Consider the following 15,643-nt stretch of genomic DNA (forward strand, 5'->3'; position numbering starts at 1 on the left):
CCACACGTGACCACGGGGCGTCGTGCGTCGGGGCGGGCTCAGCCGAGCTGCAGCGGGTCCACCCCGGGCACGGGCTCGAAGTGTCCGGCCACGTCCTCGGCCGAGACGTCCTCGAGCCGGGCCGGGCTCCACGTCGGATCCTTGTCCTTGTCCACGAGCAGCGCGCGGATGCCCTCGGCCATGTCCGGCTCGCGCATCAGGTGGGTGCCGATCGTGAACTCCTGGCGCAGCGCGTCGGCCACGGTCAGGTCCGCTCCTCGCTCGGCCAGCCGGCGCTGGGCCTCGTGGGCCACGGCGACGGCGGTCGGGGACTTGGTACGGATGGCCTCGGCGGCCTTTCCCGCAGCCTCGGCGTGCTCCCCGCCCGCGGCGGCGCGCTCGTCCAGGGCGGCGAGGACCTCGGCGGCCGTCTCCCGGCCGTAGGCGTCCTCGATCCACTCCCGGTCGGCCACCAGGGCGGAGGCGGGCCGGGCGTCCTCGGCCACCGCGAACCGGGCCAGCACCTCGTCGGAGGCGGCGAAGGCGGCGTCGTCGCGCGCGCCCGCGTCCGCGGCCGAGCCGAGGGCGCCGAGCGCCGCGGCGAGGGCCTGCTCGAGCTCGTCCAGCCGGGCGGACTCCACGAAGACGTCCGCCAGGCCCAGGGCCACCGCGTCGGACCCGGAGGCGTGCGCCGAGGTCGCGGCCAGGTGCCGGCCCGCCTGGAAGGGTGCGCGGGCGAGGTGGAAGGAGCCGCCGACGTCGGGGGTGAACCCGATCGCCGTCTCGGGCATGCCGGCGCGCGTCCGCTCGGTGGCCACGCGGTGCGAGCCGTGCGCGGACACGCCCATGCCGCCGCCCAGGACGATGCCGTCCATGAAGGCCACGTACGGCTTGGGGTAGGTGGCGATGCGCTCGTTCATCGCGTACTCGTCGCGGAAGAACTCCTCGGCCTCCGCGAACCGCCCGGCCAGGAGCGAGGAGCGCAGGGAGACGACGTCACCGCCGGCGCACAGTCCCTTCTCCCCGGCGCCGCGGATCAGCACGCCGCGCACGGCGGGGTCTGCGGCCCAGTCGGTCAGGGCCGCGTCGATCGCCCGGACCATGTCCTGCGTCAGCGCGTTCAGGGCGCGCGGACGGTTCAGCGTGATGCGGCCGAGGCCGTCGCGGACCTCGAGGAGCACCTCGTCCGCCGCCCCGTCCCGTGCGGCCGTGGGGGCCGTCGTCGCCGTGGTCTGCGCGCCGCTCATCGGTGCTGCCACCGCGCCTCGCGCTTGGCCGCGAACGCGTCCATGCCCTCCTTCTGGTCCGCCGTGGCGAACGCGGCGTGGAACACGCGGCGTTCGAAGGCGATGCCCTGGGCGAGGGTGGTCTCGAACGCGGCGTTGACGGCCTCCTTGGCCATCCAGGAGGCCGGCTTGGACTTGGACGCGATGGTCGCGGCCACCTCCAGCGCCTCCTCGAGGGCCTTCTCGTCGGCCACCACGCGGGAGACGAGCCCGATGCGCTCGGCCTCCTCCGCCCCGATCATGCGGCCGGTGAGGATCATGTCCATGGCCTTCGCCTTGCCCACGGCACGGGTCAGGCGCTGGGAGCCGCCCATGCCGGGGATGACGCCGAGGTTGATCTCGGGCTGGCCGAACTTCGCGCCCTCGCCGGCCACGAGCACATCGGCCATCATGGCCAGCTCGCATCCGCCGCCGAGGGCGTAGCCGGTCACGCACGCCACGATGGGGGTGCGGGCACGGGTGAGCCCGTCCCAGCCGGCGAACCAGTCGGCCGCGTACATCTCGGAGAACTCCTTGGCGGCCATCTCCTTGATGTCCGCGCCGGCGGCGAACGCCTTGGGGGAGCCGGAGAGCAGGATCGCCCCGATCTCCGGGTCGGTGTCCAGCTCCTGCACCGCCGCGACGACGGCGCGCATCGTGGCCTCGTTCAGCGCGTTCAGGGCCTTCGGTCGGTTCAGCCGGATGTGGCCGACCCGGCCCTGCCGCTCCACGATGATCGGCGACTCGGCGCCGTCCGGGGTGGTCTGCTCGCTCATGCCTCGCTCCTGTCCGTGTGTGATGCTCGGATGTCCTCGATGATGCTGGAAAAGTCGCGGGCGGCGCCTTCTCCAGCGGCGTACTCGGCGTACTTGGCCTGCGCGAGGCGGCCCAGGTCGGCCGCCACGCCCTGCTCGTCCAGGGCCGCGAGTGCGAGCCCGAGGTCCTTGGCCATCAGGGCGCCGGCGAAGCCGGGCTGGAAGTCCCGGTTCGCGGGGGAGCCGGGGACGGGGCCGGGCACCGGGCAGTTGGTGGTCAGGGACCAGCACTGCCCGGAGGCCTTGCTCATCACGTCGTACAGGGCCTGGCGCTGCAGGCCCAGGCGCTCACCCAGGACGAAGGCCTCGGCGACGGCGATCTGCGTGATGCCCAGCACCATGTTGTTGCAGATCTTCGCGGCCTGGCCCAGACCGGCGGCCCCACAGTGCACGATCCGCGCGCCCATGACCTCGAGCAGCGGCAGCACCTCGGCGTACACCTCGTCCGAGGCGCCCACCATGAAGGCGAGGGTGCCGGCCTCGGCGCCCACCTGGCCGCCCGAGACCGGCGCGTCGGCCGCCCGCATGCCCGCCGCCTCCGCCGCCGCGGCCGCCTCGCGGGCCTCGGCGACGTCGATGGTCGAGCAGTCCAGGAACACGGTGCCGGGCCGGGCGGCGGCGAGCAGGCCGCCGTCGCCGTCCTCACCCCGGTAGACGTCCAGCACCAGGCGCCCGTGGGGGAGCATGGTCAGCACGACGTCGGCCTCCGCGGCCGCCGCGGCCGTGTCCGTGACGGTCTCGACGCCGGCCGCACGGGCCTTCTCGAGGGCCTCGGGGACGAGGTCGAAGCCGAGCACACGGTGGCCCGCGGCGGCGAGGTTGGCGGCCATGGGGCCGCCCATGTGGCCGAGGCCGAGGAACAGAACGGTGGTCATGGGGTCCTCCTGGTCGGGACGGGCTGCGGGGCGGTCAGGAGCCGGCCGGCATCACGAAGCTGGCGCCCTCGCGCACGCCGGAGGGCCAGCGCGTGGTGACGGTCTTCGTCTTGGTGTAGAACTTCAGCCCGTCCGTGCCGTGCTGGTTCAGGTCGCCGAAGCCGGAGGCCTTCCAGCCGCCGAAGGTGTAGTAGGCGATCGGCACGGGGATCGGCACGTTCACGCCGACCATGCCGGTGTCCACGCGGGTGGAGAAGTCGCGGGCGGCGTCGCCGTCGCGGGTGAAGATGGCCACGCCGTTGCCGAACTCGTGCTCGTTCACGAGCGTGAGCGCCTCCTCGTAGTCCTTCGCGCGGACCACGGAGAGCACCGGGCCGAAGATCTCCTCGCGGTAGATGCTCATCTCCGGGGTGACGCGGTCGAACAGGGTGGCGCCCACGTAGAAGCCGTCCTCGTGGCCCTCGACGACGACGCCCCGGCCGTCCTCGACCAGTTCGGCGCCCGCCTCGACGCCGGCCGCGATGTAGCCCTCGATGCGCTCCTTCGCGTCCTTCGAGACGACGGGGCCGAAGTCCGAGGATGCCTCGAGCGACGGGCCGACCCTGAGGTCCTTCACGCGCTCGCGGAGCAGCGCGATCAGGCGGTCGGCGGTCTCCGCGCCGACCGGGACGGCCACGGAGATCGCCATGCAGCGCTCGCCGGCGGAGCCGAAGGCGGCGCCGACCAGGGCGTCGGCGGTCATCTCGAGGTCCGCGTCCGGCATGATCACGGCGTGGTTCTTGGCCCCGCCGAAGCACTGCGCGCGCTTGCCCATGCGGCCTGCGTGCGCGTAGATGGACTGCGCGATCGGGGTGGAGCCGACGAAGCCGACGGCCTTGACGCGTGGGTCCTCGATGAGCGCGTCCACGGCGGCCTTGTCGCCGTGCACCACGTTGAGGGCGCCGGCGGGCATGCCGGCCTCGAGGGCCAGCTCGGCCAGGCGCACCGGCACGGAGGGGTCGCGCTCGGAGGGCTTGAGGACGAAGGCGTTGCCCGCCGCCAGGGCGATGCCGGCCTTCCACAGCGGGATCATCGCCGGGAAGTTGAAGGGCGTGATGCCCACGGCCACGCCGAGCGGCTGGCGGATGGAGTGCACGTCGATGCCGGTGCCCGCGTCGGCGGTGAACTCACCCTTGAGCAGGTGCGGGGCGCCCGCGGCGAACTCCACGACCTCGATGCCGCGCTGGATGTCGCCCTTGGCGTCCGGGAAGGTCTTGCCGTGCTCCTGGGCGAGCACGGTGGCCAACTCGTCCATGTTCTCGTTGATCAGGTCGACCCAGCGCAGCAGGATGCGGCCACGGCGCTGCGGATTCAGCGCCGACCACGCGGCGAAGCCCTCCTCGGCGGAGGCCAGGGCGGCGTCGATCTCCTCGGCGGAGGCCAGCGGCACGCGGCCCGCCACGCTGCCCGTGGCCGGGTGGTAGACGTCGCTGTGCCGGCCGGAGGCGCCCTCGCGCCGCTCGCCGTGCACGAAGTGGGGGATCACGGGGACGGTCTCGGTGGGCGCGGTCTTCTCGGACATGGAGGCTCCTCGCGGGTCCAGGCGGAAGGGCGGACGTCGTTCGGCGCCGCCCACGGCGGGCGTGGCGGGCCCGGCCGTGCGTGTGATCTGGGTTACTCATCCGCTAATCTAGGATGAGAACGTAGGACATGCAACTATCGAACTCGGGGGGTATCCCGAGGAGGAAGGGAGGGTCCGTCCATGGACCTGTCGAACCAGAGCGCGATCGTCACCGGCGGGGCCTCGGGCCTCGGCCACGCCACCGCCCGCCGCCTGGCGGACGCGGGGGCCGCCGTCGTGGTGGTGGACCTGCCGGACCGCGAGGGCGAGACCGTCCGCGCGGACGCCGTGGCCGCCCTCGGCCCCCACGCGCGCTTCGTGACCGGCGACGTCACCGCCGAGGACACCGCCCGGGAGGCCGTGGCCGCCGCGCTGGAGGCCGGGCCGCTGCGGGTGCTGGTCAACTGCGCCGGCGTGGCGACGCCGGGCAAGCTCGTGGGTCGCGACGGGCCGCTGTCCACCGAGGTGCTGACCCGGGTCCTGGCGATCAACACGGTCGGCACCGTGTCGATGATGGCCCAGGCCGCCGCCGCGATGAAGGCGCAGGAGCCGCTCGGCGAGGACCGCGGCGTCATCGTGAACACCGCCTCCGTGGCGGCCTACGACGGGCAGATCGGCCAGATCGCGTACGCCGCCTCCAAGGGCGCCGTGGTCGCGCTGACCCTGCCCGCGGCCCGCGAGCTCGCCTCCTCGCAGATCCGCGTGGTCACGATCGCCCCCGGCCTCATGGAGACGCCCATGATGGCCGGCCTGCCCGAGGCCGCCCGCGAGGCGCTGTCCACCAAGACCCCGCATCCGGCCCGCCTCGGCCGGCCCGAGGACTACGCGCTGCTGGTCGAGCAGATCGTGTCCAATCCGTTCCTGAACGGCGAGGTCATCCGGCTCGACGGCGCCGTGCGCCTCGAGCCCCGCTGAGTCGGGCGGCCGGGGAGCGCGTCAGGAGGAGGTGTGCTCCGCCGTCGCGGGCGCGCCGGCGTCGAGGCCGTCGACCTGGAAGTCGCCGGCCTCGGCGCGGAACCGGCCGAGGACGTCGATGAGGGTGTCCACGTCCGCCGGATCGAAGCCGGAACGGCCGAAGACCTCGGCGTTGAGCGTCTCCGTGGCGGCGTCGGCGACGCGCCGGCCCTCGTCCGTGAGGGCGAGCACGAGCGCGCGGCGGTCCGACTCGTGGGGGGTGCGCTCCACCAGCCCGGCGGCCTCGAGCCGGTCCACCGCATTGGTCACCGAGGTGGGGTGGACCTGCAGGAGCGCGGACGCCTTGGACATCCGCATCCGCTTCTCGCGCGAGAAGTTCAGCAGCGCCAGCAGCTCGTACCGCGCGAAGGTGAGCCCGTAGGGCTTGAGCGCGGCCTGCGTCCGACCCAGCAGGATCTGCTGGGCCCGCATGATCGAGGTGATGGCGGCCATCGGGCGGGCGACGTCACCCCATCCGTGACGCTCCCAGTTCCGGGCGGCCTCCCGGATGGGGTCCTGGGCGAGGGGTGGCTTCTTCATGGCGCTCCAGACTAGCGGCGCACCGGGGGTCCCCCGCCACCGCCGGACACGGACGGGGCGGTGGCGGGGAACGGCCGGTCAGCGCTGCAGGTCCAGGTCCTCCTCCCGGAACTCGGTCCCGTAGCCGTCCGGGGCGGCACCCGTCTGGGCGCGCTCGACCTCGGCCTTGCGCAGCTCCACGCGGCGGATCTTGCCCGAGATGGTCTTCGGCAGCTCGAGGAACTCGATGCGCCGGATGCGCTTGTACGGGGGCAGCTGGGTGAGCGTGAACTGCAGGATCGCCCGCGCGGTCTCCACGGTGGGCTCGTGGCCCGGGGCGAGGGTGACGAAGGCCTTCGGCACGGCCAGTCGCAGCTCGTCCGGGGTGGGGACGATCGCGCCCTCCATCACGGCCGGGTGCTTGACCAGCACCGACTCCAGCTCGAACGGGGACACCTTGTAGTCCGAGGACTTGAAGACGTCGTCCGCGCGGCCCACATAGGTCAGCACGCCGTTCTCGTCGCGGCGGGCGATGTCGCCGGTGTGGAACACGCCGTCGCGGAACACCTCGTCCGTCTTCTCCTGGTTGCCGTAGTAGGACTTCAGCAGGCCCACCGGACGCGGGTCGAGGCGCAGGCAGATCTCGCCCTCGTCGGCCTCCTGGCCCGTGAGCGGGTCGATCAGGGTGACGTCCATGCCGGGCAGCGGGCGGCCCATCGAGCCGATGACGACCTTCTGGCCGGGGGTGTTGGCGACCTGCAGGGTGGTCTCGGTCATGCCGAAGCCGTCGCGGATCGTGGTGCCCCACGCCTTGTGCACCTGGTCGATCACCTCGGCGTTGAGCGGCTCGCCCGCGGAGATGGTCTTGGTCGGCGGGGTCGTCAGCTGCGCCAGGTCCGCCTTGATGAGCATGCGCCACACGGTGGGCGGGGCGCAGAAGCTCGTGACGCCGTAGCGCTCCATGTTGGCCATCAGGGCCGCGGGGTCGAACTTGCGGGCGTTGTGCACGAAGATCGTGGCCTCCGCGATCCACGGGGCGAAGAAGTTGGACCACGCGTGCTTGGCCCAGCCCGGGGAGGCCACGTTGAGGTGCACGTCGCCCGGCTCCAGACCGATCCAGTAGAGCGTCGTGAGGTGGCCGACCGGGTACGAGGTGTGGGTGTGCTCCACGAGCTTCGGCTTCGAGGTGGTGCCCGAGGTGAAGTAGAAGAGCAGCGTCTCGTCCGCGGGGGTCGGCTCGGCCGGGGTCAGCTCGGTGGCGGCGTCGTCGGCGTCGTCGTAGGAGAGCACGGTGTGGCCGGCGACCTCGGGGGCGCGGCGCGCCGGGCCCTCCGCGAAGACGCCCGGCACGTGCACCAGGTGCAGGTCCTCGCCGACGCCGGCGAACTTGGCCAGGTCCTCGGCGCCGGCCACGGCCCACGCGGCGCCGGCGCGCGTCACCCGGTCCTCGAGGTCCCCGGAGGTCATCTGTGTGGTGGTGGGCACCATGACCACCCGCAGCTTGATGCAGGCGAGCATGAACTCCCACAGCTCCACCTGGTTGTTCAGCATGAGGATGAGACGGTCGCCGCGGCGCAGGCCCTGCGCGGAGAGCCAGTTCGCCACCCGGTTGGAGGCCGCGGAGAGCTCGGCGAAGGTGCGTTCGGTGCTGCGACCGTCGTCCTCGGCGATGATCAGCGCCGGCACGTCCGCGCGGGCCGGGTCCTGAGCCAGGCGGTCGAACCAGTCGAAGCCGAAGTTGAAGTGCTCGAAGCGGGGCCACTCGAACTCGGCGCGGGCGCGCTCGTCGTCGGTCTGGCACTCGACCAGCAGGTCGCGGGCCGCGCGGAACACCTCCGTCGGCGACGGGGCGGCGACGGCGGTGGGGTCCTGGACGGTCATGGGTCCCTCCTCGAGGTGGTTGCTGAACGGATCCTTGGCCGGGGGCCTGTGATCTGGAACACTACTGTCAGACCTGGATAGTTGGAAGTCCTACAGTCGGATTCACGGCGAAACCGCCCGCCGTCGTCGGACCGCCCCCCGAAGGAGAGCCATGACCGCCCTCGCCGACCGCCCCGTCCCCGCCTCCGGCGCGCCCGCCGTCCCCCCCGGCCTGCCCCACGTGGACCTGCTGCGCCTGCGGGACCGCCTCGAACCGGTCGAGCGTGCCCGGCTCGACGCGATCGAGGACCACCTGCAGACCCGCGTGCGGCCGCACCTGACCCGGTACTGGGACGCCGAGGAGTTCGCATTCGACCTGCTGCCGGGCCTGGCCGAGCTGGGTCTGGGGCGCCTCGTCCTGGACGGCTCGTCCTCGCTGTTCCAGCAGCTCGTGCACGCGGAGATCGCCCGTGTGGACCTGTCCCTGTCCGCCCTCGTGGGCATCCACAACGAGCTCAACCTCGGCATGATCGCCGGCCTGGGCTCGGAGCGGCAGAAGGCCACGTGGCAGGGGCGCCTCGAATCCTTCGACGCCCTGGGCGCGTTCTGCCTCACCGAGCCGGACCACGGCTCGGACATCGCCGGCGGCCTCGCCACCACCGCCACCCGCGACGGCGACGAGTGGGTCATCCGCGGCGCCAAGCGCTGGATCGGGGCCGGCACGATCGCCGACGTCGCGCTCGTCTGGGCGCGCGACACCGCCGACGGCGAGATCAAGGGCTTCGTGGTGCCCACCGACACCCCCGGCTACGAGGCCACCAAGATCAGCGGGAAGATGGGCCTGCGGATCATGCAGAACGCGGACATCACCCTGGACGTGCGCCTGCCCGCAGACGCGATCCTGCCCGGCGCCACCACCTTCGCCGCCACCCGCGCCCTGCTGCGCGACTCGCGCATGTGGGTCGGCTGGCAGGGCGTCGGCGCGCAGATGGGCGTGCTGGACGTGCTGCGCTCCTACGCGCTGCGGCGGGAGCAGTTCGGTCGCCCGCTGGCCGCGTTCCAGCTCATCCAGGCCCAGATCGCCGAGGTCGCCGGCAACCTGGCCGCCTCCGCCGGGATGATGCTCCAGGTGGACGCCCTGCGGCAGGAGGGGCGGATGGAGATGATGCACGCGGCGATGGCCAAGGCCACCTCGACCCGGCTGGCCCGGTCCTCGGCGGCGCTCGCCCGCGACGCCCTTGGCGGCAACGGCCTGCTCACGGAGCACGAGATCGCCAAGATCATGGGGGACGTGGAGGCCATCTACTCCTACGAGGGCTCCTACGGCATGAACACCCTGATCGTGGGGCGGGCCCTCACCGGCGTCTCGGCCTTCGTGTGAGCCACGCCCCGATGCGGGTGATCAACGCGTTCTGCAGGCCCATGGTGAAGCACAGCACGGCCACCACGACGAGCGGCCGGTGCGCATCGCGGACGTGCTCGGCGAGCAGGCCGAACACCAGCATGCCGACGCCCTCGAGCAGGAGGGTGTTGGCGTACCGCGAGCGGAGGCCGTTGACCCGGCCCCAGTTGAACACCAGCGCGCAGACGACCGCGCCCAGGATGAACATGGCCAGCGCAAGCAGGCCCGTGCCGACCAGGCCTGGGGCGCGGAGGACCGCCGCGTCCGCCATGGACGCCACGATCCCCGTCATGTGGGACGTGTACGTGGCCACGGCGACGAAGCCCACGGAGTTGAGGATCCCCGCGATCGCGGTCAGCACCAGCGCCAGGTGGGTGTTGCGCCGCACGGTGCGCTCGGGGGCGCACAGGTTGAACACGACGCCACCCTACGGCTGGGCGCCGCCGTCGGCGCCGACGCGGGAGGCGCCGTCGTCGACGCCCCCCGTCACCGTGCCCGGGCCGGGCTCAGTAGCTGGAGTAGCCGTCCTCCGACAGGGTGTGCTTCTCGTCGCCGGTGATGGCGGGGTTGAACACCGAGATCAGGTGCATGTCCTCGGTGCCGCCGCGCAGGTCGTGCGGCTCGTGGTCCGGCAGCACGTAGATGACGCCCGGCGTGATCTCGTGGACGGTGCCGTCCGGCTCCACCACGGAGCCGTTGCCCGCGATGCAGTAGCAGGCCTCCTGGTGGTGGCGGTACTGGAGCTTCGAGGACGATCCGGCGCGCACGATCGTGTGGGCGACGGCGAAGCCCATCTCGTCCTGCGCGGTGAGGAGACGTTCGGAGGTGCCTCCGCCCCACTCGACCTTCTCGACGTCGTTCCGGCTGCGGGTGTATATGGGTGGATCGCTCCCTCGGTCGGCTCCGGGGCGGAGGAACACGGTCCGCCCGTCCCGGCCACGGTAGGCACGGGCGCGTGGGGTGACTCAACCCCTCCCGGACGCACTGTGACGCGGCCTACACGTGTGGGATACTGACGGCACGCCGCATGCCCCGCGCGGGAGAGCGTCGGCGCGCGTCCTGCCACAGCCGGCCGCGTGAGCAGGCCGCCGAAGGAGCAAACCCTCCCCGGGAATCTCTCAGGCATCCGTACCGCGTGGGGTCAGGCGCTCTGGAAAGCGTCTCACTCCGCCGCCCCCGCGTCCGGACCGAGACCACCGACGGTGCAAGCCGCCCACCCGGGCGTCGGAAACTCTCAGGTCCATGACAGAGCGGGGAGGAGCAGACCCACGCCGTGACCACGGCAGGATCCCCCCGGAGGTACCCCGTGACCAGCCCCCAGACCACCGAGATCACGACCGCGCTGCCCCACGAGCGCGTCGAGCCCAAGGACACCGCCTCGGCCCCCTTCGTGGCCCGCCACATCGGCCCGCGCCCCGCGGACGTCGAGCACATGCTGCAGACCCTGGGCTACGACTCGCTCGAGGCCCTCGTGGACACCGCCGTCCCCGCCGGCATCCGCCAGCCGAAGCCCCTCGAGCTGCCCGCCCCGCTGACCGAGTCCGCGGTCCTGGAGCAGCTGCGCGAGATCGCCGGCCGCAACGTCATGAAGACCCAGATGATCGGGCAGGGCTTCTCGGACACCGTCACCCCGGGCGTCATCCTCCGCAAGGTGCTGGAGAACCCGGCCTGGTACACGGCCTACACGCCGTACCAGCCGGAGATCTCCCAGGGCCGCCTCGAGGCCCTCCTGAACTACCAGACGATGGTCCAGGACCTCACCGGCCTGGACATCGCCAACGCCTCTCTGCTGGACGAGGCCTCCGCCGCCGCCGAGGCCGTGCTCCTCATGCACCGCGCCAACCGCCGCAGGACCGACGGCGTCACCCTCCTCGACGCGGACCTCTTCCCGCAGACCCTCTCCGTGGTGCGCCTGCGCGCCGAGGCCGTGGGCATCGACGTGCGCGTGGCCGACCTCTCCGCAGGCATCCCGGAGGACGTCCGCGCCGAGGTCGAGGAGAAGGGCCTGTGCGGCGTCGTGCTGCAGCAGCCCGGCGACTCCGGCCGCATCCACGACCACGCCGCCGTCATCGCGCAGGCCAAGGAGGCCGGCGCCCTCGTGACCGTCGCCGCGGACATCCTCTCCCTCGCCCTGATCACTCCGCCCGGGGAGCATGGTGCGGACATCGCCGTCGGCTCCACGCAGCGCTTCGGCGTGCCCCTGTTCTTCGGCGGCCCCCACGCCGCCTACATGGCCGTGAAGGAGGGCCTGCAGCGCAGCATGCCGGGCCGCCTCGTGGGCGTCTCCTACGACGACGCCGGCAAGCCCGCCTACCGCCTCGCCCTCCAGACGCGCGAACAGCACATCCGGCGCGAGAAGGCCACCTCCAACATCTGCACCGCCCAGGCGCTGCTCGCGATCGTCGCCTCGATGTACGCCGTCTACCACGGCCCCCAGGGCATCGCCCGCATCGCCCGCCACGCCCACGCCCAGGCCGTCCGCCTGGCGGAGGCGCTGCGGGCCGGTGGCGTCGAGGTCGCCGAGGAGCACTTCTTCGACACGATCACCGTCCGCGTGCCCGGCCGGGCCGAGCAGGTCCTGCAGGCCGCCGAGGAGAACGGCGTGAACCTGCGCCTGGTGGACGCGGACACCCTGCGGATCGCAGCCGATGAGACCACCGTCGACGCCGACCTCGTGGCCGTCCTGACGGCGTTCGGCCTGGACGCGGGCTCCCTGCCGGCCTCCGCGCACGAGGGCGCCGTGGCCACCCCGGCCGTGCCGGAGTCGCTGCGCCGCTCCTCCGCGTTCATGACGCACCCGGTGTTCAACACCCACCACTCGGAGACGAAGATGCTGCGCTACCTGCGCCGCCTCTCCGGCTACGACCTGGCGCTGGACCGCACCATGATCCCGCTGGGCTCGTGCACCATGAAGCTCAATGCCACCGCGGAGATGGAGGCCATCTCCTGGCCCGAGTTCTGCTCCATCCACCCGTTCGCGCCCGACCACCAGACCGAGGGCTGGCGGTTCCTGATCGCGGATCTGGAGGCCAAGCTCGCCGAGATCACCGGCTACGCGGGCGTCTCGGTGGCCCCGAACGCCGGCTCGCAGGGCGAGTTCGCGGGCCTGTGGGCCATCCGCCAGTACCACCTGGCCCGCGGTGAGGGTGAGCGGGACATCTGCCTGATCCCGGCCTCCGCCCACGGCACCAACGCGGCCTCGGCCGTGCTGGCGGGGCTGAAGGTCGTCGTCGTCGCCACCGCCGACGACGGCACGATCGACGCCGCCGACCTGGACGTCAAGATCGCGGCGAACGAGGGCCGCATCGCGGCCATCATGATCACCTACCCCTCCACGCACGGCGTGTACGACGCCGACGTCAAGGAGGTCTGCGCCACGGTGCACGCCGCGGGCGGCCAGGTGTACATCGACGGCGCCAACCTCAACGCGCTCGTGGGCCTGGCCCAGCCGGGCGAGTTCGGCGGAGACGTCTCCCACCTGAACCTGCACAAGACGTTCTGCATCCCGCACGGCGGCGGGGGCCCGGGCGTGGGCCCCGTGGCGGTGGGCGAGCACCTGGTGCCGTACCTGCCCTCCCGCGAGGCCCTGATGACCGCGGCCCCGCACGGCTCGGCCGGCGTGCTGCCCATCTCCTGGGCCTACATCCACCTGATGGGCGCCGAGGGCCTGCTCTCCGCCACCGAGCACGCGCTGCTGGGCGCCAACTACATCTCCCGCCGCCTCGCGCCCCTCTACCCGACGCTGTACACGGGCAACGACGGCCTCGTGGCGCACGAGTGCATCCTCGACCTGCGCGAGCTCACGGCCCGCACGGGCGTGACCGCCGAGGACGTCTGCAAGCGCCTCATCGACTACGGGTTCCACGCCCCCACCCTGGCGTTCCCCGTGGCGGGCACGCTCATGGTGGAGCCCACCGAGTCCGAGGACCTCGAGGAGATCGAGCGGTTCATCGAGGCCATGGAGGCCATCCACGCCGAGATCACCGCCGTCACCCCGGAGACCGTGGCGGACTCCGTCCTGCGCCGCGCCCCGCACACCCTCAACGTCCTGATGGCCGACGAATGGGACCGCCCCTACTCGCGCGCCCAGGCGGGCACGCCGGTGCCGAGCCTGCGTCTGGACAAGTACCTGCCGCCGGTGGGCCGCATCGACGGCGCCTACGGGGATCGCAACCTCGTGTGCTCGTGCCCGCCGCCCGAGGCGTTCGAGGACGCCGTGGCCGACACCGCCGACGAGGACTGAGAGGATCACCCCATGAGCGATTCGACGCGCAACTCCCCGCTGCACCCGGTCCACGAGGCCGCGGGCGCCACGTTCACGGACTTCGGCGGCTGGAACATGCCCCTGAAGTACGGCTCCGAGCTGGCCGAGCACAAGGCCGTCCGCACCTCCGCAGGCCTGTTCGACCTCTCCCACATGGGCGAGGTCCGGGTCACCGGCCCGGAGGCCGGGGCCATGCTGGACCACGCCCTCTCGAGCGTGCTCTCCACGTTGAAGCCCGGCCGCGCCAAGTACGCCCTGTGCCTGACGGACGCCGGCACCATCCTGGACGACACGATCGTCTACCGGATGGACGACGGCGAGGCCGGCTCCGAGCCCGACTACCTGGTGGTGCCCAACGCTGGCAACATCGCCGCGGTCCACACCGCCCTGAACCAGCGGGCGTCGGGCTGGGATGCCGTCGTCGAGGACGAGTCCTCGACCACCGCCCTCGTGGCCGTGCAGGGCCCGCAGGCCGAGAGGATCCTCGCCCGGGCCATGCCGGAGGCCGCGGCGCAGCTGGCCGAGCTGAAGTACTACGGCCACCTGACCCTGACCGTGCCCACGGACGCCGGCGACGTCACCGCCGTCGTCGCCCGCACCGGCTACACCGGTGAGGACGGCTTCGAGCTGTTCCTGCCCGCCGCCTCCACCGCCGAGGCCGGCGACCGCGGCTCCGCCGTGTGGAACACGATGCTCTCGGCCGCGGACGAGGCGGGCGTGGAGCTGACGCTGTGCGGGCTCGCCTCGCGGGACTCGCTGCGCCTCGAGGCGGGCATGCCGCTCTACGGCAACGAGCTGGACACCGGGCACCAGCCGCACGCCTCTGGCGTCGGCTTCGCGGTGCCCGCGAGCAAGGAGGCCGACTTCGTCGGCCGGTCCGCGCTGGTCGGCAGGGACGACGTCGAGGAGGTCGTCGTGGGGCTGCAGGGCGCGGGTCGGCGTGCCGGCCGGCACGGTTACGCCGTGCTGGACGAGTCCGGCGAGCGGGTGGGCGAGGTGACCTCGGGCGCCCCCAGCCCGACCCTCGGACACCCCATCGCCCTGGCCCGTGTCCGCCGCGACGTGGCCGCCGAGGGCACGTCCCTGCAGGTGGACCTGCGCGGCCGCGGCGAGCCGTTCACCGTGGTGGCCACGCCGTTCTACCGCCGGGAGCGCTGAGCCCGACGCAGCCGTCCCTCGGCCCGCCGCTCGGCGGTCCCGGGGCCCTTCGCTAGACTCGGGCTCCGGGCCGTCGTCGCGGCCCCCCGTCCCGCCGTCCACCTGCAGGAAGTCCGCATGACTCACGTCGCCGCCCGTGCCCGGGTCCCCCTGAAGGGGCTGCTGGTCTTCCTCGTCGTCGCCGCCGTCCTGCTCCTGCTGGGCATCGTCACCGTCCTCCGCGGCGTGGCCGCCGACGCCGCCCGCGTGGACATCGTCTCCGTGCTGGACGGCAACACCGTGGTGGTGAACCAAGGCGGCACCGAGCGGACCGTGGTCCTCGCCGGCGTCACGAGCGCGGGCCGCAACCCGGAGGGCCTCAAGGTCGGCCCCAACCTCTGCATGGGGGAGGAGTCCTACTCCTGGCTGCGTGATCGGCTCCCGCAGGGGGCGACCGCGAGCATGACCACCTCGGACGAGGGTGCGCCCGAGGGGATGGAGAGCGCGGTCATCTCGATCGGCGGCAGCACCGTCAACGTGGCCATGGCGGAGGCCGGCATGGCCGCGCCCACGGAGGTCGCCGTCGGCAAGCGCCTGGCGGAGGAGATCGCCCAGGCCAATCAGGAGGCCGTGGGCCGCGGCGTGGGGCTCTACGACATCGAGGAGCCCTGCACGTACCAGAACCGGCTCTACGAGGCCCAGTTCGCCCTGGAGCAGATCCCGGAGGACGCGGAGGCGTCCCTGACGAAGATCGACGAGCGATCGGTGGAGTACGCGGCCGGCCTGGACCAGGTGCGCCTGGTGCAGCAGGAGGTCCGGGCCCTCGACCCGGAGAACGGCACGTTCGCCGACCTCGCCTACAGCCCGGCCAAGGACTCGCTCCTGGCCGAGGCGGACCCGGTGGTGGAGCACGGGATGCAGGTCCTGAAGGACCTCAATACCCGGCGCAACGAGATCGCGGCCCGCGGCTGAC

The 15,643-nt window shown here is 72.7% G+C and carries 13 protein-coding genes and 1 riboswitch; of the genes, 5 read left to right on the forward strand and 8 right to left on the reverse strand.

What is annotated here, in order from left to right; all coding sequences use genetic code 11:
- Window positions 1–38: 38 nt before the first annotated feature.
- The 4 genes from MLUT_RS12970 to MLUT_RS12985 are packed head-to-tail and all read right to left on the reverse strand — an operon-like array spanning window position 39 to window position 4,495.
- Window positions 39–1,226: an enoyl-CoA hydratase/isomerase family protein gene (locus tag MLUT_RS12970; RefSeq protein WP_010079526.1), complete on the reverse strand. Its 1,188-nt coding sequence runs from the start codon at window positions 1,224–1,226 to the stop codon at window positions 39–41.
- Window positions 1,223–2,020 (reverse strand): enoyl-CoA hydratase, encoded by a 798-nt coding sequence (locus MLUT_RS12975; RefSeq protein WP_010079525.1) that lies wholly within the window; start codon window positions 2,018–2,020, stop codon window positions 1,223–1,225. The genes MLUT_RS12970 and MLUT_RS12975 overlap by 4 nt, the downstream gene beginning before the upstream one ends.
- A complete protein-coding gene (mmsB, locus tag MLUT_RS12980) occupies window positions 2,017–2,934 on the reverse strand; it encodes a 3-hydroxyisobutyrate dehydrogenase (protein WP_010079524.1) in 918 nt (305 codons plus the stop codon). The genes MLUT_RS12975 and mmsB overlap by 4 nt, the downstream gene beginning before the upstream one ends.
- A 34-nt stretch (window positions 2,935–2,968) precedes the next feature.
- Window positions 2,969–4,495 (reverse strand): CoA-acylating methylmalonate-semialdehyde dehydrogenase, encoded by a 1,527-nt coding sequence (locus tag MLUT_RS12985; protein ID WP_010079523.1) that lies wholly within the window; start codon window positions 4,493–4,495, stop codon window positions 2,969–2,971.
- 180 nt (window positions 4,496–4,675) lie between these two features.
- Here MLUT_RS12985 and MLUT_RS12990 point away from each other — a divergent pair, with 180 nt between their 5' ends.
- Window positions 4,676–5,449 carry an SDR family NAD(P)-dependent oxidoreductase gene (locus MLUT_RS12990; protein ID WP_010079522.1) on the forward strand — a complete coding sequence of 258 codons (774 nt, stop codon included), beginning with the start codon at window positions 4,676–4,678 and terminating at the stop codon, window positions 5,447–5,449.
- A gap of 21 nt (window positions 5,450–5,470) precedes the next feature.
- Here the strand turns inward: MLUT_RS12990 and MLUT_RS12995 are convergent, their stop codons facing one another.
- Window positions 5,471–6,028 carry a MarR family winged helix-turn-helix transcriptional regulator gene (locus MLUT_RS12995; RefSeq protein WP_010079521.1) on the reverse strand — a complete coding sequence of 186 codons (558 nt, stop codon included), beginning with the start codon at window positions 6,026–6,028 and terminating at the stop codon, window positions 5,471–5,473.
- A gap of 78 nt (window positions 6,029–6,106) precedes the next feature.
- On the reverse strand, window positions 6,107–7,888 hold the full coding sequence (locus MLUT_RS13000; RefSeq protein WP_010079520.1) for an AMP-binding protein: 1,782 nt from the start codon (window positions 7,886–7,888) through the stop codon (window positions 6,107–6,109).
- 151 nt (window positions 7,889–8,039) lie between these two features.
- Between MLUT_RS13000 and MLUT_RS13005 the strand changes: the two genes are divergently transcribed.
- Window positions 8,040–9,248 (forward strand): acyl-CoA dehydrogenase family protein, encoded by a 1,209-nt coding sequence (locus tag MLUT_RS13005; RefSeq protein WP_010079519.1) that lies wholly within the window; start codon window positions 8,040–8,042, stop codon window positions 9,246–9,248.
- On the opposite strand, the gene MLUT_RS13010 is transcribed toward MLUT_RS13005, so the two are convergent.
- Window positions 9,223–9,687 (reverse strand): YoaK family protein, encoded by a 465-nt coding sequence (locus tag MLUT_RS13010; RefSeq protein WP_010079518.1) that lies wholly within the window; start codon window positions 9,685–9,687, stop codon window positions 9,223–9,225. The genes MLUT_RS13005 and MLUT_RS13010 overlap by 26 nt on opposite strands.
- A gap of 88 nt (window positions 9,688–9,775) precedes the next feature.
- Window positions 9,776–10,189, reverse strand: coding sequence for an ectoine synthase (locus MLUT_RS13015; RefSeq protein WP_012750719.1), 414 nt, complete (start codon window positions 10,187–10,189; stop codon window positions 9,776–9,778).
- Window positions 10,190–10,296: 107 nt separating this feature from the next.
- Window positions 10,297–10,413, forward strand: a riboswitch (glycine riboswitch).
- Between the two features lie 162 nt (window positions 10,414–10,575).
- Here MLUT_RS13015 and gcvP point away from each other — a divergent pair.
- From gcvP to MLUT_RS13030, 3 genes are all read left to right on the forward strand, one after another.
- The gene (gcvP, locus tag MLUT_RS13020) at window positions 10,576–13,512 is read left to right on the forward strand and encodes an aminomethyl-transferring glycine dehydrogenase (RefSeq protein WP_010079516.1); all 2,937 of its coding nucleotides are present in this window, start codon (window positions 10,576–10,578) and stop codon (window positions 13,510–13,512) included.
- Between the two features lie 12 nt (window positions 13,513–13,524).
- Complete coding sequence (gene gcvT, locus MLUT_RS13025) at window positions 13,525–14,691, forward strand: glycine cleavage system aminomethyltransferase GcvT (RefSeq protein ID WP_010079515.1); 1,167 nt, start codon at window positions 13,525–13,527, stop codon at window positions 14,689–14,691.
- Between the two features lie 117 nt (window positions 14,692–14,808).
- Window positions 14,809–15,642 (forward strand): thermonuclease family protein, encoded by an 834-nt coding sequence (locus MLUT_RS13030; protein WP_010079514.1) that lies wholly within the window; start codon window positions 14,809–14,811, stop codon window positions 15,640–15,642.
- Window position 15,643: the final 1 nt, after the last annotated feature.

It is taken from the genome of Micrococcus luteus NCTC 2665 (assembly GCF_000023205.1).
GTDB lineage: Bacteria > Actinomycetota > Actinomycetes > Actinomycetales > Micrococcaceae > Micrococcus > Micrococcus luteus.

Excerpts from the sequence above, each read along its gene's own strand:
- MLUT_RS13000 (WP_010079520.1), bottom strand. The coding sequence starts at position 7,888 with ATGACCGTCCAGGACCCCACCGCCGTCGCCGCCCCGTCGCCGACGGAG.
- MLUT_RS12990 (WP_010079522.1), top strand. The coding sequence starts at position 4,676 with ATGGACCTGTCGAACCAGAGCGCGATCGTCACCGGCGGGGCCTCGGGC.
- MLUT_RS13030 (WP_010079514.1), top strand. The coding sequence starts at position 14,809 with ATGACTCACGTCGCCGCCCGTGCCCGGGTCCCCCTGAAGGGGCTGCTG.
- mmsB (WP_010079524.1), bottom strand. The coding sequence starts at position 2,934 with ATGACCACCGTTCTGTTCCTCGGCCTCGGCCACATGGGCGGCCCCATG.
- gcvT (WP_010079515.1), top strand. The coding sequence starts at position 13,525 with ATGAGCGATTCGACGCGCAACTCCCCGCTGCACCCGGTCCACGAGGCC.
- MLUT_RS12985 (WP_010079523.1), bottom strand. The coding sequence starts at position 4,495 with ATGTCCGAGAAGACCGCGCCCACCGAGACCGTCCCCGTGATCCCCCAC.
- MLUT_RS12970 (WP_010079526.1), bottom strand. The coding sequence starts at position 1,226 with ATGAGCGGCGCGCAGACCACGGCGACGACGGCCCCCACGGCCGCACGG.
- MLUT_RS13005 (WP_010079519.1), top strand. The coding sequence starts at position 8,040 with ATGACCGCCCTCGCCGACCGCCCCGTCCCCGCCTCCGGCGCGCCCGCC.
- MLUT_RS12995 (WP_010079521.1), bottom strand. The coding sequence starts at position 6,028 with ATGAAGAAGCCACCCCTCGCCCAGGACCCCATCCGGGAGGCCGCCCGG.
- MLUT_RS12975 (WP_010079525.1), bottom strand. The coding sequence starts at position 2,020 with ATGAGCGAGCAGACCACCCCGGACGGCGCCGAGTCGCCGATCATCGTG.